Source organism: Vibrio profundi, from assembly GCF_043642225.1.
In the GTDB taxonomy this organism is placed as follows: Bacteria; Pseudomonadota; Gammaproteobacteria; order Enterobacterales; family Vibrionaceae; genus Vibrio; species Vibrio profundi_A.
Genome location: NZ_JBHZSF010000002.1, coordinates 488,299 through 508,851, shown reverse-complemented (window position 1 = coordinate 508,851; position 20,553 = coordinate 488,299). Strand labels below are relative to the sequence as shown.

The window sequence follows — 20,553 nt, the reverse complement described above, 5'->3', positions numbered from 1 at the left end:
AATCGTCCTAGTTCAAAAGTGCCACGGAATGGTAGAAGGAGAGAGCTATGGTATTTTCAACATTTCAGTTTTTAATCACAACTCTCTTAGCAGTAGTTTGTGCTCGGGCTATAAGTTTAAGTGAAGGGGATATCCCAGTGCTGGCTTTAGTCATCCCCGCATTATGGATACTTCCTCAAGGGGGAATCGCAGGGTTATCGTTGTTAGCAGCGATGACCGTCTATGGACTCACCTTGCCGTTGCAACCCATTACCCTATCTGTCAGCGCTTGGGTACTGTTTCCACTCCTAATGGTCGTTTTTTCACGGCGTAGCAGTATCGGTGTACTGCTCACCGCAGGTCTCATTGTGATGACTTTACAAGTGGGGATCATGGTGACCCAATCGGCTGGGAAGTTGGCCGGTACGCCGTGGGTAACGATTCTACAAACATTAGCAATATGTGTAATTTGGTGGTCGGCGAATCATTTAAAACCGGTTAGTCGGCACAGCTGGTGGTCTTTAGGCCTGATCTTACCGTTATGGATCGCAGACTTGCCATATGCAGCCCTTATAGCATTGAGTATTACTGGCATAATGGCGTCTATGGAAGCGTTAACTAAATTGAAAACGTTTCGCTGGAACAAACTCCTTTGCTGGACTTTACCCACGGTCGCTTTTGCAGCCTTGGTCGTAACACCAAGTATTGAAGTACCTAGCCCTGTATTTGTGGTGTGGTTATGCTTGCTTGGAACAGCATGGATGACAGACTACATCATTAGAACTGAAGACGAACAAAATACTAATTAAAGATAACGTGCCTAGATATCAGGCACTTGTTCGTTGCTCAACAAATAAAGAGAACTACCTTGCGTCAATTAGTTAGGCTGACATGGCTTGCTGTCACGATTTTATTGTGCGGCTTGTCATTGGCTGTAAGTGCAAAAAATACGTCCTATATTGTAGCGACAGAAGCGGATGATATTGTTACTCGAGTTTTATTCGATTCAATTTCTAAAGAGTTTAATGTCGAAATCATTTATCAGGAATACGATAGCTTCGATGCGATCCTGAAATCCGTTGAGCTTGGCAAGAGCGATTTTGCTGCAAACGTCACTCACACCAAAGAGCGTGAGAAGCGCTTTGACTATTCCCACCCAACCAACATTGAATATACATTTCTTTATAGTTATTCAGGCAGTCATTTGGATCAGGTGGGTACCATAGGTGTCCCTAAAAACACGATCTATGGTGAACTGATCCAAGCGTTGTATCCGGAAATGCTTTTGATTGAGTACCAAGGACACGATGAAGCAAAGCAGCTTTTAAGCTCGAAGAAAGTTGACGGTGTTGTCGATGCCATTAATCAATTGAAACCAATGTTGATGGCAGGCTTTAGTTCACAACTGCTCAATGATGAGATTGCGATTAAGCCTGTCTCGATCGTCTCACCGAAAGGGGAGCATTCCGAGCAGTTAAAAGAGTTTACCGTCTTTGTTCATACCGAAAATGTGCAGAAGCTTCTTCGAGAAACCGTCAGTCAGTATCAATATGATCTCAGACGAGATGCACTTAGGAAATCAGCGAAACAGAGTGGTATTTCTTTTGAAACACCGGTCACGATTAAGATTGAGAGCGTTTTCCCTTTTGCTCAATATAATGCGGATGGAAAACCTAACGGGCTAACCGCGGACACGGTTTTTGAGGCTTGTGAATTACTCACGCTTAATTGCCAACTCGCAAGTACCGCTCACGAGACATGGGAAAGCATGTTCCACGAATTTGTAGCGCAAGATGTCGATCTTATCGCCCCTATTGTGATGTCTGAACCTAGAAAGTCGATTGCTTACTTTACTTCCCCTCATTTTGTGTCTGAGTCCATTTTAGTGAAACGAAGCGGCTACAAGGATAACGTCTACAAAAATATCTCAGAGTTAATTTCAGAAAGGATAGGTGTCGTTAAAGATGACTTCTTTGATGAGCTATTGAGCCAGTTGTTACCAAATAAAACCCTGGTTTATTTTGATAACAGACAACAGATGATTACGAGCTTATTGAATCATGAGATTGATTATTTCCCTGCAGGGAAGGCAGGGCTCAGTCATATATTCACTAATCAGGGTTTGTTACAGATTACTCAAGACTATGCGATTGGCTCAATTCACGAGACGGCGATTTCAATTGGTATCGCTAAAAATGAACGTGGTGCCATCTTAGCCCCTTTGTTTGAAAGAGCGCTGCAGATGATTGATACCGAGAGTATTAACCATCGCTATGTTCAGTTTCCTGATTGGAGAGAAACGTTACAAGCTGAGCAGAAGTTTGCCAAAAGAATTCAAAGCATTTTTATGTTAGTGCTTGGTTTCTTGGTGGTTGTGGCGATGTATTTACACAGTCAATCAAGGACTGATAGTTTGACTCGGTTAAGGAACCGACGCAGCTTACATCAAAAATACCGAAGAAAAATAAAGCCATGGCATACGGTGGTTTCACTAGACATTAACCACTTTAAGCAAATCAATGATACTTATGGGCATGAGGTCGGGGATCTGGTACTACAGCAATTTTCCAATAAGATTAGTTCTTTGTGGCGAGGCAGAAGCTATCGAATTGGGGGAGATGAGTTTGTATTGATTGGTGAAGTGAAAAGAACTGAGCTTGAACATATTGCAGAAAAGCTTAGTGAGTTTACTTTTATGAGCGATGACCATCAGCTTTACCTTAATATCACGGTTTCCGTTGGTATATCCACGGAACGTAAATCAGAAAGAAACTTGCGAGATGTACTTTCTAATACGGATTATGCAATGTATCAGTCTAAGAAAGACATAGGACGAATGTGTACTTTTGTTGATGAATCAGGGAACTGCATTGCGGTAATTAATCGTGATGAAGTAGAGGAACGCAGCAAATCGGCCTGATGCTGGTGGTTCACTAAACAGATTGTTTGAATAATCAACGTTTAAACAAAAAAGATCTGAATACGCCGCGTCAGCCCTTGCAATCCCATAAGGTATGCTTGATAATCCTTTCACTCTTTGAGGCAAGCCTCTCAGAAACAGAATCTATGGAGGCCCTGGTCCTCCCGCAACACTAACTTGTGAACTCGGTCAGGCCCGGAAGGGAGCAGCCGCAGCAGGCGACGTGTGTGCCGGGATGTGGCTGGGGTCTCCGCCCATTAAAAAAGCCGCTTATCATAAGCGGCTTTTTGCTATCTGAACGATTAGTATTTAGTGCGTTATTTGCGTGGGCAAACATTTTGAATGTGGCTAGCAAGCCCCCACCATTCTTCCTCATATTCCTAACTATCTATTTGGGCTGACTATCTTCTTTCACCCAGATGTTTTGCGTCATTGGCACGCTTGATTTATTTCCTATCAAATAGTTCGTCAATATTTTCTGCCTTTTATTGTTTCAGCTGCTTTTATCCAGTTGAGCAGTCACTAGCCCTAAGCAAAGTTATCCACAGTCCCCCCCCACCAATTCCATGAATGACATCAGGTGAACAAACTAATCTAACTCGCAGTTTTTAGATTGAAATTGACGCCTAATGTTAAGGTCTTGTGTCAATGTCATGGCCTTGTGAGTCTTAATTGATATTTATATAAATTATTAGAAAGCGAGATAAATAAAAGAGGTGTTTACAGTCAAAAAACCTAAATAAGGTGCTTTACGTTGTTGCCAGTAACGGTGGTGGGTATCGTTTGTTTCGCTCATTTAGGGAGTGAGCATTCAAATTATTGTCCATTTTAAAATGCACCTTAGGGTTAAAAAATGAAGAAAATTAGTTTTATAAGCGCTTCTGTTCTAATCGCATTAGCGTCTCACGCAAACGCAACTTCCATTGAAGTATATGGTGATGAGAATGATGTAATTGGTATTTATGCTGATTACAACTTTGGAGAGGAAGGTAAGCATTCCGTTACTGGTGAAGTGACGAACGATAGCTTTGTCGAACTTGGTTATGATTACAGCGTTAATGAAAACGTAGACCTAGGTGCTTCTTATGTTGAAGGTGGCTATGGCGGTTCGGATGAAGTACGAATTAAGGCGTCGACAGCATTCTCGGTTAGCCCTTCTCTAACCTTGTCGGGTGGTGTGGAGTATCACCACGGTTTAGATTTGGTAGGCGCTGATTACTGGAAGCCGACTTCGGGAGGTAATTCGGATGGTAATACTTTACCTGACAACGGTATTGATCCACATACATTACCGGATATTGGTATTGACCCGGAACCAGTTCCGCTCGCAAACAATTCTGATAGTGAGGTTATTCTTCCTGCTCCACCTCCTGAAGGCCATGTCTTGCCGGACATCGGTATTGACCCACATGTTCTTGGTGTCACGGTTAACGGTAACAATGAATCTCAAGTGATCAAAGCCAATTTAGGGATTGATTACAACATCGCGAGCGCGGTAGTGGTTTCTTATGACCTTGATGCTTATTCTCAGCTAGCTGATGGCATTTATGTGGATGGCGAAGAAGTTGATAGCGAATGGTCTACTTCTGCGCTTAAAGCAACTTACGTAGCTTCTGGTGAAGTTCAACCTTATGTAAAAGTTGCTGCTGACAACTCCGATATTGAAGATACAACTTTCTCTGCTGGTGTGGTGATTGCACTTTAGTTTTTGGAAACTGTTCTTAATTATTTATCGTTAGTAAAACTGTCTTTTGAGCTAGAAAGCTTGTTTTTAGGAAGAGTGACCAATGGTTATCTCCCTAAAACCTAAGAATTAAGTTTAGGAAGCCACTCAGGGATGAGTGGCGTTTTTGATTTCTGCATTCTAATGAGCTGCTACTTAGCTACGCTATTATGGGTAATCGCTGACTATATACAGAGTGCAATTACTCCCGTTATCATCAAGGCGATAGTGGCGTACCAAAAGTATTGAGTGACGTTTTCTCTCACATGCACTTTGATGTAATTGATTTCTTCGTTGGCAAACTCGACAAAATCAGCGTAGTTAATTGAGGTGCCTCGGTTTGCTCCCGCTAATTTTTGCTGGAGTTCATTAAATAAGTTGTCTATGAAAGTTTTGATGTCTGATGCGTATGGTGATTGCAGTGCATCCCAAACGCTCATTCGCGATTCATATTCGCTTTCGCTGACTCTATTCATTGCACGCAAGTCGTACTCACGTCTAATTCGCTCAGCTCCCATTTTTGCCGGAAGAACGCGCTTTAAACTTTCCACGGAAACACTCCAAAAATACATATAGATATAGGTTGTACGCTTAACGCACAAAAACTGTGATGAGCTAGGATAAAAAGGTAATCTAGTGATAGTGGGTGCGGAGAGGTATGTTAGACAGCGTGTGAATCTCCGACAACTTAGAGAATTTATCTAGACGATAAATAGTATTCATATCATGTCGTCTATTCTGGCTATTTTCGAACCGACAGAAAGTAGGGGTGTTTCTAGGATTGTATAAATGCTTTGTCTCGTCTTTAGTCGGCTTACTTTCTATTAGAACTTATCTTTTTATCGTCACTTCCCTCCTTAAGCGTTTAACTCCTTCAGCATAATATGCTGAGCGACTTGCTCTGAGTGTTCGCAATTCAATCAGTTAAATTAACAACTTCATCACTACCTCTTTGGTAGTATTAAATTCATCACTTTCTCATACTTAACATTACTTTCCCTGCTACGGTTAATTGATAAAAATAAATGCAAGTAAATTCATATTATTTGTGAATGAGAGCATGAAGTCAGAATCACTTAAAACTCATGGCTAGGAGAGACAGTTATGTTGAATACTCCGTTTAAAGAAATATCCATTGCAGTAAGGGCCTGGTCCATTCTTGGCTTATTCGCACTGGCATTATTGGTTAATACCTACCTGAACATTGATAAATCTCGAGAAAACATGCGCGAGAGTTATGAGCGGGGGGTGGCGACATTAGTCGAAAGTGCCGTTGGCATTGTTCAGTATCATTATGATTTAAGCCAAAGAGGACAACTTTCTGAAGGTGAAGCTCAAAGTAAGGCTCTGGCGGCCATTTCTGCGATGCGCTTTGATGGTGATAACTACATCTTTGCTGGTGATGAAAATGGTATTCAGATAGCGACGGGCGTGATTTCATTTTTAGGTACAGAGATCATGAACCTGCAAGATAGCACGGGGAAGCTTTTCGTTAAGGACTTGTATCGTGTTGCCGCGAATGGTGGTGGATTCGTAGACTATTACTGGCACAACCCCGAAAAAGGAACCAATGATCCAAAAACCAGTTACGCACTCATGTTTAAACCTTGGGGGTGGATGATTGGTTCTGGCATGAATATGAACGCGTTACAGGCGGCAACGTATCGTTCTGAAGTTGCATCGTTTAGCTATGCGGTCGGGATCCTCGGGGTGCTGTCTTTGGTAGTCGGCTATTTCATCAAAACGATCACTTCCCCTTTAAAGCGCACCGTAAAAGCGATGAGAACCCTATCAAAGGGTGAAGGCGACCTGACACAGAGGTTACCCGAAGAAGGGAGTAAAGAGTTGATCTATCTTGCTCGTTATTTCAATCAGTTCGTCGCTTCAGTCCAAGGGATAATGCTCAATATTAGTGATGTCGGTGCCCAAGTTTCCTCTTCTGCCACCCAACTTTCTACCTCAGTTCACCATATTGATGACAGCCTCAATCAACAACAAGACGACGTGGACATGTTGGCGACAGCAATGACAGAAATGCTAGCGACAGTCGAAGAAGTCGCAGGGCGAACCGTTGAAGCGAATGATGCCAGTCGGTTAGCGGCAAAAGAGACCCAAAATAGTCACGTGATCATGGACAAAAATGTGATTGAGTCGAATGCACTGAAAGAGCAGATTGAATCAGCAAGTTGCGTGGTTCGTCAGTTAGCGATGGACTCAAAGAATGTAGATACAGTCTTAGAGGTGATACGTGGGGTCGCTGAACAAACCAATTTGTTGGCACTCAATGCTGCTATTGAAGCCGCTAGGGCAGGGGAGCAAGGCCGGGGTTTTGCGGTTGTCGCCGATGAAGTTAGAACTCTGTCATTAAGAACCCAAGAATCGACATTAGAAATTCAGTCCATTGTAGAGAAATTGCAATCAGGGGCGGAGAACGTGGTCGTGGTAATGAAGCAAGGAGCAGAAAAAGCGGTGAATGCTTCTCAAATGTCGACAGAGGTTGGGGAAGTATTGAACCGAATCAATAAGGAAGTTCATACGATTGAAGAAATGAACCAGCACATCGCGACGGCCGCCGAGCAGCAAACTGTCACGGTTAATGATATAAACCGAAACGTGGTGAGCCTTAGCGATATGGCCAGTTCAGTGTCTTCTGAATCAGCGCAAATGGCCTCCTCTGGCAAAGAGCTAAGAAGAGTGTCAGACGATCTTATGTCTATGATTAAGCGCTTCAAGTTGGCATAAATGGGATTTGGCACTTGCTGGATTTCAGGTATTACCAATCCGGCAAGTGCCATGCTCTACAACTCAAGTTCTTGTGAAATAAAGTCGATGCAGGCTTTGAACTCTGGAATTTGATACTTGGCTTTTTGTTATTCAATTGGCACGACGAGTATATCGATCGGAGACTTATCAATTAAATGTTTGGAGTAGGAAATGATACGGCTCCAAAAGTCGTGGTGGTGACCACATATTAATAAATCAAATCCGTTTTCTGAAATAGTACTCTGTAATTTGTCGCCTAGGTCCCCGGTTCCGACTAGGAATCGATGTATTGGGTAATCTGGGTACTGTTTGAACGTGAGAAGCATTTCATTATTGTGTTCATTGATTGGGCTTTTTTCTGGTTCCTCCTGAATATCGATGAGGTCAGGATAAATTTCACCATGGGTGCCATCAATGTGAATGAACGAAACCTTAGCGCCAGTTAATTCCGCTAATGAAATCGCACGATCTATTAATGATTTACTTTCTTCAGTCAGTTCTAGTGCCACTAAGATATGTTTGTATTTCATGACCTTTCCCTTCTGCTTAGATGACTATTATTAGCATACGACGACATAAGAAAATAAGTGTCGTATTGCTCTCAAATTGTCTAAGTTAAGGTTTGATTTTGGTCAAAATCCGCTCAATTACTCTTCACCGCCTCAAACCTTTGTAGATTAACTTGAGGCGGCTAGGATTAGGTTGAATACGGCTAACCAATAAAGACTATCGACTAAAGTTAGTTCAGTTGATATTTGATCGCTTGAGATTTGACGCCATGATACTTAGTGATTAATTCAGGTTGAGATAAATTTTCATCGCCAAAAAACAGCGCTTGATTCTCTTTTAGAGAAGTGAAGCTGTTATTGATCATTTCCAAGACTAAATCAGCTTTTTTAAGTGTTGTTTTTGTGCAGGATTTACCGTGAACATCATCAAGGAGATCTAGCACGTTTGAGCGAAAAGTCTCAGTTTTCAATAGGGAATACAGCGCAGCGTCATTCTTCAGTGCGGTTTCCCAGGTGTGGTTAATCATCTCTTGTCGCTCAATTATCGGCGCATCAGCACCAAGGCTTTTTAGCTTGGAAAGTTTCACTTTATAAGCGGAAAGCGCGCAGCTCTTTTCTATTCGGTACAATTCAAATAGTTCGTCTTCACTCAACCCCAAAGGGTTCTTCAACAGGTAATCGAAAAAGAATCGAGTTTCAAACCTTTCAATACTGTGGAAAAGGGGAGTATCCAGTCCATTACTGTTAAATTGCGTCTTTGGATCAAATTGATACATATACCCAAAATCAAACAGTTTTATTTGTTTCTCAGGAGTTTGCAGGATATTGCCTGAACACAGATCCCATTCAAAAAGCCCATGAAGTTCTAAGTTGATCAGTACATCAAATATTTGCTGGAATGTGTGCTGGTCTAAGACCTTGAGCGGCTCGCCCACAATCCACGGAGAAAGCATTAATCCCCCTTGGTAGGAGGCGTAGTGTGTATCGACAATATTTCTAAAGGCGTCTGGCTTGGATTGCTTGAGCGCAGAGAGTTGGCTCCTACGCTGCACTTCATTCAAGAAGGAGGTCTCTCCATCGATGTTTTTGACAAGGCTTTTTGGTCGTTTGCATTTCAAAGTCCACTCTTTATCAGCAACTTTGATGTGATAAACCATAGCGGTTAGCCCAGACTCAAAAGTATGCACCACATAAGTTGAATTTGGCGTGGTGGACTGAAGTTGTTTTAGCGGAAGAGGTAGGCTGCTTTCATCCCCAATTTTTATCTCTTGTCCACTTTGCACGAACTTTAGTTGGGAAGCTTGGCGTTGTTGTTCTAGGTTCACATCGGTCATCCATTAACGATTAATCGCCTGAATATATAGATAGCTAGCCTCTACATACTGTGATGAATTTTTGGTTTTATAAAATCAGAGGGTGAAGGGCAACAAAAAAGGCTCCTAGGAGCCTTTAATAAAGTTAACATTGCGCTGTGGTTTATCTAGCTAATGGCTTCAAAACATTACGGATTTTGAAAAACTGTTTAGGTGTTTTCGTGAGTAATATCCCACCTAACAGAGGAAGCATTAATAATAGCGATCGTTCAGAAAGCATTTCACCGTTGATTGAAGCGGAAATCACCAATGCCACAACAGGGAAAATTAAAAAGCAGATTGAAGCTTGGAAAGGCGTCGAAACCTGACCAAGTTTGAAGTACGCCACGATACCGCCTACGCTGGCAACAAACCCTAAGTACAGCACAGCGGTAATTGAGTCCCAAGTGAATGACTCTATATTAATGTTCTCGCCGACAGCGGATACCGCGAATAGAAATAAAGAAGCGACAAAGCAAGGTACCGCGTTGTAGGTAAGCACTTGAATATCTTTGCAATGCTTTTGTACCAACACATACATCACAGCATGAATCGCGACCGCTAGCCCCAGTGCCACGGTACCAATAAGGTAGTCTTGGCCACCCATCTGCATTTCATTGCCAAGAATCAAACATAAGCTGATCACTGCGGTTACCAAGCCAACCACTTGGTGTGGCGCGAGTCGTAAGCCTAGGAAGAGCCCGGACATCAGCATCACTGCGACAGGCATGTTAGCGAAAATAATAGAGGCCAATCCAGATGAAATGTATTGCTCGCCATAAATCATCAAAGTAAACGGAATGGCGAAGTACATTAGCGCGACGATCAAGATCCACTGACGTTTCCCTTTAGGGAAAAGCAAAGGTTGACCAAAGGCTTTTGCCAAAATGACTAATAGCGGAGCGGCAAGAAAAAAGCGCATTGCAGTAGCAAAAATGGGAGGAATGGAATGGAGAGCAACTTCCATTGCAAACCAAGTGGTTCCCCAAATCAGGCAAACCGATACAAATAGTAAGAAAGTTAAAGACTTCGCATTCATGGTGACTACTCATTAATAATTATTGTAATTCATAGGCTTGTGGAGCCTTAATGATGTGCCACAGTATAAGGAAGAGTTTGGAGAAAATGTTTGCTTTGTTATCTACCTTTCTATTAATTTGTGGAAAATTGATGTGCCAATATGTGTATTTGTGGAAATAATTTTCTATTCAATATTGGCTTGGTAATAGCCTTGTTCTTTGTGGGGGAACGTTTAGATGTTTTCGCCAAGGCTGAAATAGGCGAGCACTTCGTTTTCGTTGTTATAGGTAATATCCATGCGTACGTTGATTCTTTCTTGGCGCATCAGACGATAGCGTAAGCCTACTTCAATCATAGAAAGCGTATCGCTTTCACTGAAACTTTTATCTGGACCTATTACCTGATTACCAAATACCTTACCGACACCAGCGAGCGAAACGATAGATAAATTGTTTAACACTTGGCTAGAAGTATGTTGAATAGAATAACGGTACTCTAGCTCAAGGTTGGTCATATGAGAGGCAACATAATCGCCAACAACAAACCCACGTTGTACATCTCGTCCTTGACGACCATAGGTTGTATACGCACTACTTGGGGCGTTATCGGCATCGAGTAAGTAGCGTTCTACCCACTTGCTGGCGAGAATGTGGTTGTCGTCTTGGCTTAAGCTATAAAAGATCCGATAGTCGGAAAACAAGGATGAATAGGTGTCTTCTTTGTCATTGCCTAGCCATGCCCCATGATCTTCATAAGAAAGCTCGAATAGGAAACCATGGTAGGGGTAATAGTAGTGTTCACGAGCATCCCAAAGAAAAGAGATTTTTCCACCAGTATCTGATTCAAATTCACCGTTGAACCCAAGGATTCTGAGCAAGGCTCGATCAAGCCGAGTTTCAGCGGTATAGCGGTTTGAACTGTAGTTGAGCCCAAGCCCAAGATACATGTCTTCTTGGATCGTATCTATGGTATTAAGTAGTTCGAACTTGGTATAGGAATAACCGAATTCACTAACCAACCGAATAGAGTCGTTATTCAGAAGTAAGTCTGTATTTCCTTTCAGGTAATAGCTTTCGTTACGTGTGTATGTGAGCGTTGCAGACAGAGTGGAAGAGGTCTCGCTGTTCTCGTCGGCATAGAAGCTGTATATAGGCACCACCGACGGTCCCGCATCTACGCTTGGGTCATAAAATGGAATGGCAATGACTTTCCACTGAGCCTGCTTATTATTTTCAGACTGTGTTTTTGCTTCTACGTCGAATGCGACACTTTCAAATGAGGTAAGTACAAAAAAGCAGTAGATGAGAAAGGCGGTTTTCTAAACAAGCGTATCCTAATGAATAGCATGAAGTGATCTTATAAAAAACTATTATAGAACATATCAATGTATGCGTACACCATACCTTTTTTGTGGGGGATCTATTCATAGTTGAGTTCATGCCATAAGTGTTGCTGTTTGCTTAGGCTATAAAAAAGCCCTAATGGGTATTAGGGCTATATGTGATTGGGAAGTATGGCGTTATAGAGTGAGCAAGTAATTCACAAGTTGGTTGTATTCGTGATAGCTCTTAATGTTGTCTGGCTTCACGATGTATTTATTGTTAACTAATACCCCAGGTACACCAGTGAGTGTGCTTGCTTCAAACTGTTTATCGAAGCGTTTTTGCATTGAGTTCACGGCAAAGCTGTTATAGGCGGCGTCGAATTTTTTTGCATCAACACCGTTATCGATGAACAGTTGGCGAAGTGCGGCTTCATCTTTAGGCGCTTTACGCAGCTGGTGGATTTGACTAAACATGGTTGGCACCATTGTTTTTTCAACATCTAAGGCAATCATTGTTGCGTAAGACTTGGCCATCGGTACGGCCATATTGTTTCCCATGAAGGCTACGTGTACTTTCTCGAAGCTCGCGTTCTCTGGTAAAGATGGCTTTAAGTTTTCCACCACTGCCTCAAACTTAAAGCAATGTGGGCAGTAGAAAGAGAAGAACTCCGTCACGGTTGGTTTTTTCGCTTTATCCACGTCTAACACTTGGTAGTGCGTACCTTCTTCAAACTGAGCGGCGTGAGCAGCGAACGATAGAATAAGGGTGCTAAAAAGAGTAATGAGTTTTTTCATTGTAAATTTCTCGTAAATTCAAAGTATTAAAAAGCTCGCCTTCCTGAAGTCAGGCGTAATTAAATAAGTAAAATGTTTGAATTGTTAAGAGATAGGAGGGCGGTAAAGCAGCTGGGCTCTAATGACAGGTTTGGAAGAGTTGTTAGATTGAATGAGTGCCAGTGACTCAGGTTGCTCGATAGGGTTCACTATTGAGCGGATCGACGGCATTTTTAATAAGCAGCTAGATCCGGAGCAGTGCGGGTCTACTTGAGCTTCTTCAGAAGACACTTCATGTTCAGGACAAGTCGTATGCAGGTCAAGATCTTGATTAGATTGAGTAGTGCGTACTTGAGCTTGTTGCGCTTTCAATAATGCACGGCTATTCGCATCGGCATCCACAAAACTTGTGGTTAGCATGGCGAAGAGCGTGAATACAGTAATCCAAATTGTTTTTATCAATTTTGGCATTGCGCAGTACTTGAGATTAATGAATGCCAATCATACATCAACTTTATCGTTTGATATGGATTGAAACGAAATTATTTGAACTGCTTTACAGACCAACGAAGATTCAGTTATTGCGATTGATATTGTTTCAAAAACATTTCTACAGCGGATTCGACAATTTTTCGCTGCTCTTCTTGGTTTGGGAAAGGGGCGTGTCCCATAACTTGGGGCCAGAATGCGAAAGCCTTTATCATGCTAATGAATTGCGTTGCGGCGAAGTCAGGACAATCAACATTTAGTCGTTTGGCGTCAGTGGCCGTTTTTATCCAGCGGTTCAGGCCACTTTCAGCTTGAGCAAATTTTTCCATCCCTTGCTTAGCGAGTGCTTCGTTATGAAAATATTCAGCAAGCAATACACGCGATAAACTCAAGAAACCTTCAGAACTGAGTAATTCCAACTCTTGATAGGCGATGGCGGAAAGCTGAGTAGGTAATGGCTCATCATCATTGTAAGCATAGTTTGTTGCGGTTAAGCCTTTGTTCCACATTTCGGTTAGGATGGTGTTGAACAGAATATCTTTACTTGAAAAATGGTTGTATACGGTTCGTTTTGACACTTCAGCACTAAGAGATATTTTATCCATGCTGGTATTTTTGAACCCATTCTCTTTGAACTCAGCGACGGCCGCACTCAGTATGGCTTCGCGTTTTTTTTGGCTTAAGGTCTTTTTTACAGTCATGATTCTGCTCATTGGTAAGATACGAGTTTATTTTACACCAACAAGTATACTTTTTAATGCCTTTGCTCTCATTTGCGGTGAACCATTTAGGGGAGATTAATATGATTACTATTAGCAATTACCAAGAATCGGATGCGCCCGCTCTTTGGGAAGTCTTCTTTAATACCGTCAGGTATGTCAACGTGCGAGATTATTCTCAGGCGCAAGTTGAGGCGTGGGCTTGTCAGTCGATCTCCCTCGAACTGTGGAAAACGCGAACAGATCGCATAAAGCCATTTGTTGCACGTATTGATGAAGTAGTCGTGGGCTATGCAGATTTACAACCGGACGGGCTGATAGACCACTTTTTCTGTCATTATCAGTATCAAGGTAAAGGTATCGCGAAAGCTTTGATGTTACACATATTGAGCGTAGCTGATCAAAAGCAGATACCGGTGTTACGCTCTGAGGTGAGCATTACGGCTAGGCCTTTTTTTGAACACTTTGGATTCCATGTCATCGAAGAACAAACCATTCAAATCAGAGGTCAATCGATGAAAAACTTCAAAATGGAGCGAAGCCTAGTTAAATGAGCGGCAGGCTACATCCAACGCTACTCGGCTTATTTTTAATCTGAATTCATAGATTTATGAGATGAATACTTTGCTGTTACCCGACATAAAAATCACGTATGGCTGACATGGTTGAACCGTGAGTTGTCAGACTAGTAGTAATAGCAATTTTCGAGAATCAGATTATGGAATTTACCGAGCAAGATAGAGAAGCACTGTATGATGTGTGGATGTCTCAAAAAGCCAAAATGCACATGACGCAAATGGAAATGGCAAAAAAGATGGGTATGACTCAGATTGATTTTTCTAATTTGATCCGAGGCTCTGCCCCAATCACTATGGGTTTTATTGCAGAGTTCTTTCGTTTAATGCGTATTGACCCTGCCCATCACCTCCCTTCTTTGATGCGCAGTGCGTCTGGGGCTCCTCAAGTTGTCTATTTGAGCAATCGAATTGCAGTAGATGGCGAGATTCAAAACGTATATGTAGACGGCAATCAAGTGGTGATCGAGTATGTTCACGCCTTACAAGCTTAACGGTTTTGCCTTTGATGTGTCCTCTTCTATGAGTTAACACTCGGGCCGTTTGTTAAAGATATGCACTGTGCCCCGTTCAAGATTTTTGGCATGGAATAGAGCTTGATCAGCGATCGCTATGAACCGTTCAATATTGATGTTCTCTGGGATCTGCTCACAGTGTTCTATGCCAATAGTTATGGATAGCCTTTCTCCCACTTCTGAATTCTTGTTCGGGATGTTGAGGTTCTTTACTGCTCTAGATAGCTCCCAGCCTAACTTTAAGCACTCTTCACGAGCTAACCCTTGTCGAAAGACTAAAAACTCATCACCGCCGAACCGAAAGCAATAACCATTGCTACCACACCAGTTCATAATCGTGTGTGACACTTGGGCTAACGCGTCATCGCCTTTTAAGTGACCGTATAGATCGTTGAGATCTTTAAAGCAGTCAATATCGATCATAAACAGTGACGCGCTGATATTGTTCTTTTCAGTATCAATAAGAGCTTGTGGCAATAACTTTTCGAGCGCAAAGCGATTATACGTTTGAGTGAGGTGGTCAATGGTGCTTAAGCGTTCAAAGCGTTTTTGTTGTTCGACAAGCTCTATTTGTGAAAGCTTGTATTCGGTGATGTTTCTTACTGTCCATAGGACATGGTTATAGCCCGCTAAAGGTACGACAAAAGCACTGAAATATTGAACTTGAGTAGGGCCTTCAATGCCTTTAAAGCAGGGAAGTTGTTTGGGGTCGAGCTCATACTCCAATTCGCAAGCTTCATGGGTTTCAAGTGCTTGCTTAATGACTTGGCTAAACCACTCGATTTTGTCCGCGGGTAAAATATCGCTAAGGTGGAGCCCAACGAGTAGCGAAGGATTGTGATGGCGTTTGGTGTCTGTGCCACCCCATGTTTCGACATAGTACCCTTCATGGTTGATTAAAAAGGTGGGCTCAGGCAAAGACTCAAAAACCGTTGCAATGATTTCTGGGTGCTTCGTGATTGCTTTGAAAAAGATCGAATCCAAACCCCTGACCTTAATATTGAGTAATTTGTCATTACTTATAGATATAGCGCATTTGTAGGTGTAAAGCATAGAAATGGGGTAGGGTCATAGGAAGATCAAATTGGTTACCCTTTTCGTTTGATTTGAAATCGAGACCGTTGCATAGTGTTGCGCAACCATAAAGCAGGGATACAAACGCTTGTTTATAGGTAGAACTGATTACCTAGATAAACCGTCGATAATGTAGAGAGTTAGGATTAATGAGTAGTATTTTAGATTGTATTCGCACAGTTGGTCGCGGAGAACGTGGCCGCAAACCGCTCACGTTTGAGCAAGCACGCCGAATCATGGAAGAGTATTTGGATGGGCAAGTGGGCGACGATCAAATGGCAATGCTGTTAATGTTGATCCGAGTACAAAATGAAACGAATGAAGAAATCGCAGGCTTCGTTAAAGCATTTCAATCTCGTGTGCCGGACTTAGGTGCGGATATTGACTGGCCTTGTTATGCCGGCAAGCGCAATGATAAGAGTAGTGGTAAGCCTTGGAATCTATTAGCCGCTAAGATTTTATCCTCGAATGGTTACAAGATCTTAATGCATGGTTATATGGATAAGCCGAGTGGTCGAGAACATGTAGAAAGCTACCTTGAACAAGTGGGCGTTCGTTGTGCAAGTGATGCACAAGAGGCGAAGCAGATTCTTGACTCGGACGGTATCGCTTATTTACCGTTAGCGAACTTCGCGCCTGAAGCTAAGACAATGATAGGTTGGAAAGCCCGTTATGGCTTGCGCACCCCGATTAATACTGTGGTTCGAGCTTTGAACCCAGGTGGGGGCCGCTTAGGTCTAAGAGGCAGTTTCCACCCAGGTTTCCCACAGTTGCATGCAGAAGTAGAACATGTGATAGGGGAAAAATCTCATTCAGTGATTTCCTTTAAAGGCCAAAATGGTGAATCCGAGTACAACCCAAAAGTTAGCCAAACAGTATGGATGAGTACGCCTGACAAAGTTGAGTCTTTCTACTGGGAAGGGGCAATCTCTGAAGACCTACCTATGCCGACTGAGTGTGTTCTTGAGACGCCAAAAGAAGAGTTTGAATTAATGGCGAACAGCGTTGTTGAAACGATGACAGCAATTCTTTTTGCAGAGTCACACGATAGATCAGCTGCGCACGCTAAAGCACTATCGTTATGGACGAGCTATTGTTCGTAGTTATTGATTTACGGAAGTGATGTATGAAAGGTCGGCTCAATGCCGGCCTTTTTTTATTAATGGTAGATAAATCGAAACCTTGCCAAAGCCAGCCGGTGTCGAATATTTCTGGGTTTACAGAAAAAGCGTTCATACTTTGATTTATGTTTGAGCGATATGGCAGTTGGCATGAATAAGACGTTAATCAAAAGAGCTGTGATCATTGCGATGATAGTCGGCTCCATTCTAAATGTAATTAACCAGTTTGATGCGATCTTCGGTGCTGAGCCGATTGAGTGGTTAAAAGTGACACTTACCTATTGTGTGCCATTCATTGTCTCGCTTGTCAGCAGTTACATCACCATCAAAGAGATGAATAAAGAAAAAGAGCCTAATTAGGCTCTTTTTCTTAGTTAAGTGGTTAAACCCACTCAATCTAGAGGATGTATTAAAGCGATGAAACTAGAACTTCAGTATCGGTGAACTTCAGCTTTTCGATTTCATATAACATATCGTCGTTGGTGTTAGGGCAGCTAATTAGAACGTATAGCCCTTGGTGTGCCGCTATCACACATTCAGACATCTTGTTGTTGATGATGTAAGTATCGGTTCCGCCAAGGCCATTGATGACGTTTGGTTGGTTGTTACCTTCCAGAATGTTGTCTTCATTGTTAGCGAATAGGTTCATTGGGTTATCACCAATAATTTTTGCGTTTAAGTAGTACTGAGATTTATAGGTGTATGCTTCAATCGGTGGTACCACTTGGTAGGTATTCATCACAAATCGTGAGTCTAAGTTTCCTTTCTTATTGTGGTACTCAGCGACGCCATTTGAATCGATGCGCACTGTGGTTTGAACCATTTCATGGAACATGCCTGTCACAAAGTCTAATCCCGCATCGTCCGTGATTCCGTTATCACCCAGTGTCATTTTTTCACGGCTGTTAAGTTTGTAACCGTCTAGCCCTTCGTTTTGGTGTTGCCACATGCCCATGTAAGCGTCGAATACCGAAGCCAAGTATTCATGTGAATAGCTTTGACCAATTTCTGGGTTGATGTCATCGCTTTCCCAATCGTCCCAACTGCTTTGAGTTGGATTCCACGCGACAGCACCACCATTGTTCATGTCAGTGTATTGACGTAATGCTTCTGCACGTACTGCTTCTTGGTAAGGTTTTGTTGGGGCGTTAGGAGCGATGCCCTGAGCTTGTACTAGGTGAAGGATTTCTTCGAATGCCGCATCACGGTCTGCTTCGTCGCCGTCGTTATTTGTGCCTAAAGACCCACAAGAATTTGGAATGTCGAAGTTTGTCATGTAGTGGCAGTCGCCAACAACGGTTAACTCTCGATAGTATAGGCCTTGGCTATTGAGGATCCATTTAGGGAAACCGGCTTCATCTGGTAACTCAGTAAAGAAGGCTTCGATGATCTTTTCTTGGTCTTCTTCTTCCAGAGCCAAGAAGTCATCGCGAAACGCAATGAGATCCGTGGTACTGATTGGGTTTTGAGATTGAAGGTTTGCATTTGAAACTAAGTCGCCTAATACGCCCAGCTTGATAGCGTTGTCGGCAAATAGGCCAAGTAGTAAGGCGGTATTCTCATCTTCATTTGCGGTCAGCATCAGTGTGGCTTCACGCGTCGCCATTGTGTTAGCAATCGAAGATTTATCAGAACCGTATTTTGAGTTTTCTTTATTAGTTAGCAGGTGAGCAAGAATGTTTGCCGCACGAAGAATTTTCTCACCGTTAGCATTGTCGTCAGTCGCGATGATACGAATTTTTTGGGTTGGAGAAGCGTTACCTGAACGTGTGGTTGCGCCTGATTTTACTGTTAATTCAGCGTAGTGTTTGAAACCAACTGCTTTGGCAGATTCAAATTCAGTAGGGAATGTATCAGACAGTTCACCAGCAAATTCTAGATTTTGACCTTTGGCATAATTATTGATTTTGCTCGTAGAGCCAGAACTTGCGCCTGTACCAGAGCTGCTTCCTGTAGGTGTCGTTGTTGTCGATTCACTTCCGCAACCAGTTAAAGCTAGTGCTAGAGTTGGGATTACCCATGTTAATACTCGGAACATATTCTTCATACTCAATAAAATAGGGGCTGTTTGTTATTACTCTTCAGTAATCGCAATTTGCTTCATCCGCTGAGTGATTGGTGAAATCTATATTCTCACCCTAACCAATTCCCTTGGTGATTGTGATGATACTCACAAGAATTGTTTCGTCTAGTTGGCGAGATTTTGAACTTTGTTCTGTAACGCTGTTTGTAATTTAATCAATTAGTTTGTAAGTAAATTGAGTTGTCTAACTGATTGTTTTTAAAAGAACCTAGTTTGGTTGTTGCGGGCTTGGGAAGGCAGAAGTCGACTTTGTAAGCGCAGGTAAGCAGGGGCACGCTTGGGCTGAAGAAAGTTAAGTGGGAGCCAGTGACTCCCACGCTTTTAAAACGGGCTAGTCGTTGTTTTTAATAAAACATCCAAAGTCTATTTCTTGGACTTTTTCGAATTTAGCGAGTTTTATTTTTAGGTTGTGCTCTGCCGCCGCATTTATTGCTAAGCTCGACATTGCCTCAATATCTTCAACCTGATAGGCGAACAGTGCCTTGCTTTCCCCATTGACCTCAGTTTTGACCATAGTGTCAGTTCCATTCTCGTCTTCATAAATGAACGCATACATTTCTAAGGTTCGAGTCATAATATTCTCTTTCTGATTGGTTGTTGCTGTGTTTGTTTTTATAAGGGGGCGCATGATACGCAAGGGCTGAGCAAAGGCTAGAGTGGGCGATTTTCATTATTGAGACTGTAAGGGACTGTAATGGATTATTAGGTGAAATCAGGTATTAAGCTTATGATTTTAATGCTTTTAATTGAGTGTTTTTATGGTGCATGAAGATTGGATCTCATTTGTAATGGGGTGTAAGTTCGGTGAACAAACAGATTAAGAATCAAGAGAATTGGCATTAAATATGCCTTGATAACAATACGGACAGAGAGAAATCTCAAATTGAGAAAATGGCGACAATTGTTCTTGAACTTAGATCAAATAATTAGCATCCATTTGAGGATGAGATATTTATGGCAAGCCTTTCTCTATCTAGCTTTCCCTCTTAAAAAGGTTTTACCTATCAATAAAATTGTTGAAATCCATTTAGTAAAATCAAGATTTTAGACAACAATTAACTTATAGGCATAACCAAGATATCGCAGTTGTTTGAAGGATTAGGGAGAATGTTATGGAATCGCTAAAAGTAAAAGACTATATGACACATCACGCAGTAACATTTACCGTGGATATGCCATTAAGTGCGGCTCTAGACCGAGTAATGAAAAGTGATCACATGGGTGGGCCGGTAATTAACGATAGAGAAGAAGTGATCGGTTTCTTATCAGAGCAAGATTTGTTGGATAAGTTGGTTAAGGTGAGTTACTTCTGCCAAGACACTCATATCGTGGGGGACTGCATGCATGGCGAAGTCTTATCGGTTGGTCCTGACGTTTCTATTATCGAACTGGCAGATATGATGAAAGTAGGGAAGCCAAAGGTTTACCCTGTTATTGATAAGAAGAAGTTAGTCGGGATCATCACTCGTCGTGACGTGTTGCGAGCCATTGGTAAGAATATCGATGATTGCTTTAAGCACCCTGTATAATTAAATGTAACGAATTGTTATAGTTATTCTTATTATTAGAAATCAAAAGGCGCATTTGGCGCCTTTTGTTGTTTTGAGTTTGAA

20 protein-coding genes and 1 other RNA gene are annotated in these 20,553 nt (G+C 42.2%); 10 read left to right on the top strand and 11 right to left on the bottom strand.

Annotated elements, in window-relative coordinates; all coding sequences use genetic code 11:
* Window positions 1–47: 47 nt before the first annotated feature.
* From ACHUFI_RS05805 to ACHUFI_RS05790, 4 genes are all read left to right on the top strand, one after another.
* Window positions 48–788, top strand: a complete 741-nt coding sequence (locus tag ACHUFI_RS05805) for a VP0952 family biofilm-associated protein (protein WP_394247399.1) — start codon at window positions 48–50, stop codon at window positions 786–788.
* A gap of 59 nt (window positions 789–847) precedes the next feature.
* On the top strand, window positions 848–2,899 hold the full coding sequence (locus tag ACHUFI_RS05800) for a GGDEF domain-containing protein (RefSeq protein WP_394247398.1): 2,052 nt from the start codon (window positions 848–850) through the stop codon (window positions 2,897–2,899).
* A gap of 153 nt (window positions 2,900–3,052) precedes the next feature.
* An RNA gene (gene ffs, locus ACHUFI_RS05795) (signal recognition particle sRNA small type) lies at window positions 3,053–3,149 on the top strand.
* A gap of 603 nt (window positions 3,150–3,752) precedes the next feature.
* Window positions 3,753–4,604, top strand: a complete 852-nt coding sequence (locus ACHUFI_RS05790; RefSeq protein WP_394247397.1) for a hypothetical protein — start codon at window positions 3,753–3,755, stop codon at window positions 4,602–4,604.
* A gap of 203 nt (window positions 4,605–4,807) precedes the next feature.
* Here ACHUFI_RS05790 and ACHUFI_RS05785 read toward each other — a convergent pair whose 3' ends face one another.
* The gene (locus ACHUFI_RS05785) at window positions 4,808–5,140 is read right to left on the bottom strand and encodes a thiamine-phosphate diphosphorylase (RefSeq protein WP_394247542.1); all 333 of its coding nucleotides are present in this window, start codon (window positions 5,138–5,140) and stop codon (window positions 4,808–4,810) included.
* A gap of 586 nt (window positions 5,141–5,726) precedes the next feature.
* Here ACHUFI_RS05785 and ACHUFI_RS05780 point away from each other — a divergent pair.
* Entirely contained in the window at window positions 5,727–7,364 is a 1,638-nt protein-coding gene (locus tag ACHUFI_RS05780) for a methyl-accepting chemotaxis protein (RefSeq protein ID WP_394247396.1), read from the top strand.
* Between the two features lie 128 nt (window positions 7,365–7,492).
* Here the strand turns inward: ACHUFI_RS05780 and ACHUFI_RS05775 are convergent, their stop codons facing one another.
* The 7 genes from ACHUFI_RS05775 to ACHUFI_RS05745 form a co-directional block, all read right to left on the bottom strand.
* Window positions 7,493–7,915, bottom strand: a complete 423-nt coding sequence (locus ACHUFI_RS05775; protein ID WP_394247395.1) for a universal stress protein — start codon at window positions 7,913–7,915, stop codon at window positions 7,493–7,495.
* 209 nt (window positions 7,916–8,124) lie between these two features.
* Window positions 8,125–9,219, bottom strand: a complete 1,095-nt coding sequence (locus tag ACHUFI_RS05770; RefSeq protein WP_394247394.1) for a protein kinase family protein — start codon at window positions 9,217–9,219, stop codon at window positions 8,125–8,127.
* A gap of 151 nt (window positions 9,220–9,370) precedes the next feature.
* Window positions 9,371–10,285, bottom strand: a complete 915-nt coding sequence (locus ACHUFI_RS05765; RefSeq protein WP_394247393.1) for a DMT family transporter — start codon at window positions 10,283–10,285, stop codon at window positions 9,371–9,373.
* Window positions 10,286–10,498: 213 nt separating this feature from the next.
* A complete protein-coding gene (locus ACHUFI_RS05760) occupies window positions 10,499–11,422 on the bottom strand; it encodes a BamA/TamA family outer membrane protein (protein ID WP_394247392.1) in 924 nt (307 codons plus the stop codon).
* A 363-nt stretch (window positions 11,423–11,785) separates the two neighbouring features.
* A complete protein-coding gene (locus ACHUFI_RS05755; RefSeq protein WP_394247391.1) occupies window positions 11,786–12,385 on the bottom strand; it encodes a thiol:disulfide interchange protein DsbA/DsbL in 600 nt (199 codons plus the stop codon).
* Between the two features lie 84 nt (window positions 12,386–12,469).
* Entirely contained in the window at window positions 12,470–12,835 is a 366-nt protein-coding gene (locus ACHUFI_RS05750; RefSeq protein WP_394247390.1) for a hypothetical protein, read from the bottom strand.
* A gap of 107 nt (window positions 12,836–12,942) precedes the next feature.
* The gene (locus ACHUFI_RS05745; protein ID WP_394247389.1) at window positions 12,943–13,554 is read right to left on the bottom strand and encodes a TetR/AcrR family transcriptional regulator; all 612 of its coding nucleotides are present in this window, start codon (window positions 13,552–13,554) and stop codon (window positions 12,943–12,945) included.
* Between the two features lie 101 nt (window positions 13,555–13,655).
* On the opposite strand from ACHUFI_RS05745, the gene ACHUFI_RS05740 reads away from it, so the two are divergent.
* Both ACHUFI_RS05740 and ACHUFI_RS05735 read left to right on the top strand, forming a co-directional pair.
* Window positions 13,656–14,126 carry a GNAT family N-acetyltransferase gene (locus tag ACHUFI_RS05740; RefSeq protein ID WP_394247388.1) on the top strand — a complete coding sequence of 157 codons (471 nt, stop codon included), beginning with the start codon at window positions 13,656–13,658 and terminating at the stop codon, window positions 14,124–14,126.
* Between the two features lie 164 nt (window positions 14,127–14,290).
* On the top strand, window positions 14,291–14,641 hold the full coding sequence (locus ACHUFI_RS05735; RefSeq protein WP_394247387.1) for an XRE family transcriptional regulator: 351 nt from the start codon (window positions 14,291–14,293) through the stop codon (window positions 14,639–14,641).
* A 33-nt stretch (window positions 14,642–14,674) separates the two neighbouring features.
* On the opposite strand, the gene ACHUFI_RS05730 is transcribed toward ACHUFI_RS05735, so the two are convergent.
* Complete coding sequence (locus ACHUFI_RS05730; protein ID WP_394247386.1) at window positions 14,675–15,646, bottom strand: sensor domain-containing diguanylate cyclase; 972 nt, start codon at window positions 15,644–15,646, stop codon at window positions 14,675–14,677.
* A gap of 239 nt (window positions 15,647–15,885) precedes the next feature.
* Between ACHUFI_RS05730 and ACHUFI_RS05725 the strand changes: the two genes are divergently transcribed.
* Window positions 15,886–16,839 carry a glycosyl transferase family protein gene (locus ACHUFI_RS05725; protein ID WP_394247385.1) on the top strand — a complete coding sequence of 318 codons (954 nt, stop codon included), beginning with the start codon at window positions 15,886–15,888 and terminating at the stop codon, window positions 16,837–16,839.
* A 168-nt stretch (window positions 16,840–17,007) separates the two neighbouring features.
* On the top strand, window positions 17,008–17,217 hold the full coding sequence (gene nrtS, locus ACHUFI_RS05720; protein ID WP_394247384.1) for a nitrate/nitrite transporter NrtS: 210 nt from the start codon (window positions 17,008–17,010) through the stop codon (window positions 17,215–17,217).
* Window positions 17,218–17,266: 49 nt separating this feature from the next.
* Here the strand turns inward: nrtS and ACHUFI_RS05715 are convergent, their stop codons facing one another.
* Both ACHUFI_RS05715 and ACHUFI_RS05710 read right to left on the bottom strand, forming a co-directional pair.
* Window positions 17,267–18,895, bottom strand: coding sequence for a hypothetical protein (locus ACHUFI_RS05715; RefSeq protein ID WP_394247383.1), 1,629 nt, complete (start codon window positions 18,893–18,895; stop codon window positions 17,267–17,269).
* A gap of 376 nt (window positions 18,896–19,271) precedes the next feature.
* On the bottom strand, window positions 19,272–19,514 hold the full coding sequence (locus tag ACHUFI_RS05710) for a hypothetical protein (RefSeq protein ID WP_394247382.1): 243 nt from the start codon (window positions 19,512–19,514) through the stop codon (window positions 19,272–19,274).
* Between the two features lie 538 nt (window positions 19,515–20,052).
* Here ACHUFI_RS05710 and ACHUFI_RS05705 point away from each other — a divergent pair.
* Window positions 20,053–20,469 carry a CBS domain-containing protein gene (locus ACHUFI_RS05705; RefSeq protein ID WP_394247381.1) on the top strand — a complete coding sequence of 139 codons (417 nt, stop codon included), beginning with the start codon at window positions 20,053–20,055 and terminating at the stop codon, window positions 20,467–20,469.
* Window positions 20,470–20,553 lie beyond the last annotated feature (84 nt).

Bases quoted from the DNA above. Each gene is read 5' to 3' on its own strand.
- ACHUFI_RS05765 (WP_394247393.1), bottom strand. From the start codon at position 10,285: ATGAATGCGAAGTCTTTAACTTTCTTACTATTTGTATCGGTTTGCCTG.
- ACHUFI_RS05735 (WP_394247387.1), top strand. From the start codon at position 14,291: ATGGAATTTACCGAGCAAGATAGAGAAGCACTGTATGATGTGTGGATG.
- ACHUFI_RS05740 (WP_394247388.1), top strand. From the start codon at position 13,656: ATGATTACTATTAGCAATTACCAAGAATCGGATGCGCCCGCTCTTTGG.
- ACHUFI_RS05790 (WP_394247397.1), top strand. From the start codon at position 3,753: ATGAAGAAAATTAGTTTTATAAGCGCTTCTGTTCTAATCGCATTAGCG.
- ACHUFI_RS05745 (WP_394247389.1), bottom strand. From the start codon at position 13,554: ATGACTGTAAAAAAGACCTTAAGCCAAAAAAAACGCGAAGCCATACTG.
- ACHUFI_RS05755 (WP_394247391.1), bottom strand. From the start codon at position 12,385: ATGAAAAAACTCATTACTCTTTTTAGCACCCTTATTCTATCGTTCGCT.
- ACHUFI_RS05705 (WP_394247381.1), top strand. From the start codon at position 20,053: ATGGAATCGCTAAAAGTAAAAGACTATATGACACATCACGCAGTAACA.
- ACHUFI_RS05775 (WP_394247395.1), bottom strand. From the start codon at position 7,915: ATGAAATACAAACATATCTTAGTGGCACTAGAACTGACTGAAGAAAGT.
- nrtS (WP_394247384.1), top strand. From the start codon at position 17,008: ATGAATAAGACGTTAATCAAAAGAGCTGTGATCATTGCGATGATAGTC.
- ACHUFI_RS05715 (WP_394247383.1), bottom strand. From the start codon at position 18,895: ATGTTCCGAGTATTAACATGGGTAATCCCAACTCTAGCACTAGCTTTA.
- ACHUFI_RS05780 (WP_394247396.1), top strand. From the start codon at position 5,727: ATGTTGAATACTCCGTTTAAAGAAATATCCATTGCAGTAAGGGCCTGG.
- ACHUFI_RS05750 (WP_394247390.1), bottom strand. From the start codon at position 12,835: ATGCCAAAATTGATAAAAACAATTTGGATTACTGTATTCACGCTCTTC.
- ACHUFI_RS05805 (WP_394247399.1), top strand. From the start codon at position 48: ATGGTATTTTCAACATTTCAGTTTTTAATCACAACTCTCTTAGCAGTA.
- ACHUFI_RS05785 (WP_394247542.1), bottom strand. From the start codon at position 5,140: ATGGGAGCTGAGCGAATTAGACGTGAGTACGACTTGCGTGCAATGAAT.
- ACHUFI_RS05725 (WP_394247385.1), top strand. From the start codon at position 15,886: ATGAGTAGTATTTTAGATTGTATTCGCACAGTTGGTCGCGGAGAACGT.
- ACHUFI_RS05710 (WP_394247382.1), bottom strand. From the start codon at position 19,514: ATGACTCGAACCTTAGAAATGTATGCGTTCATTTATGAAGACGAGAAT.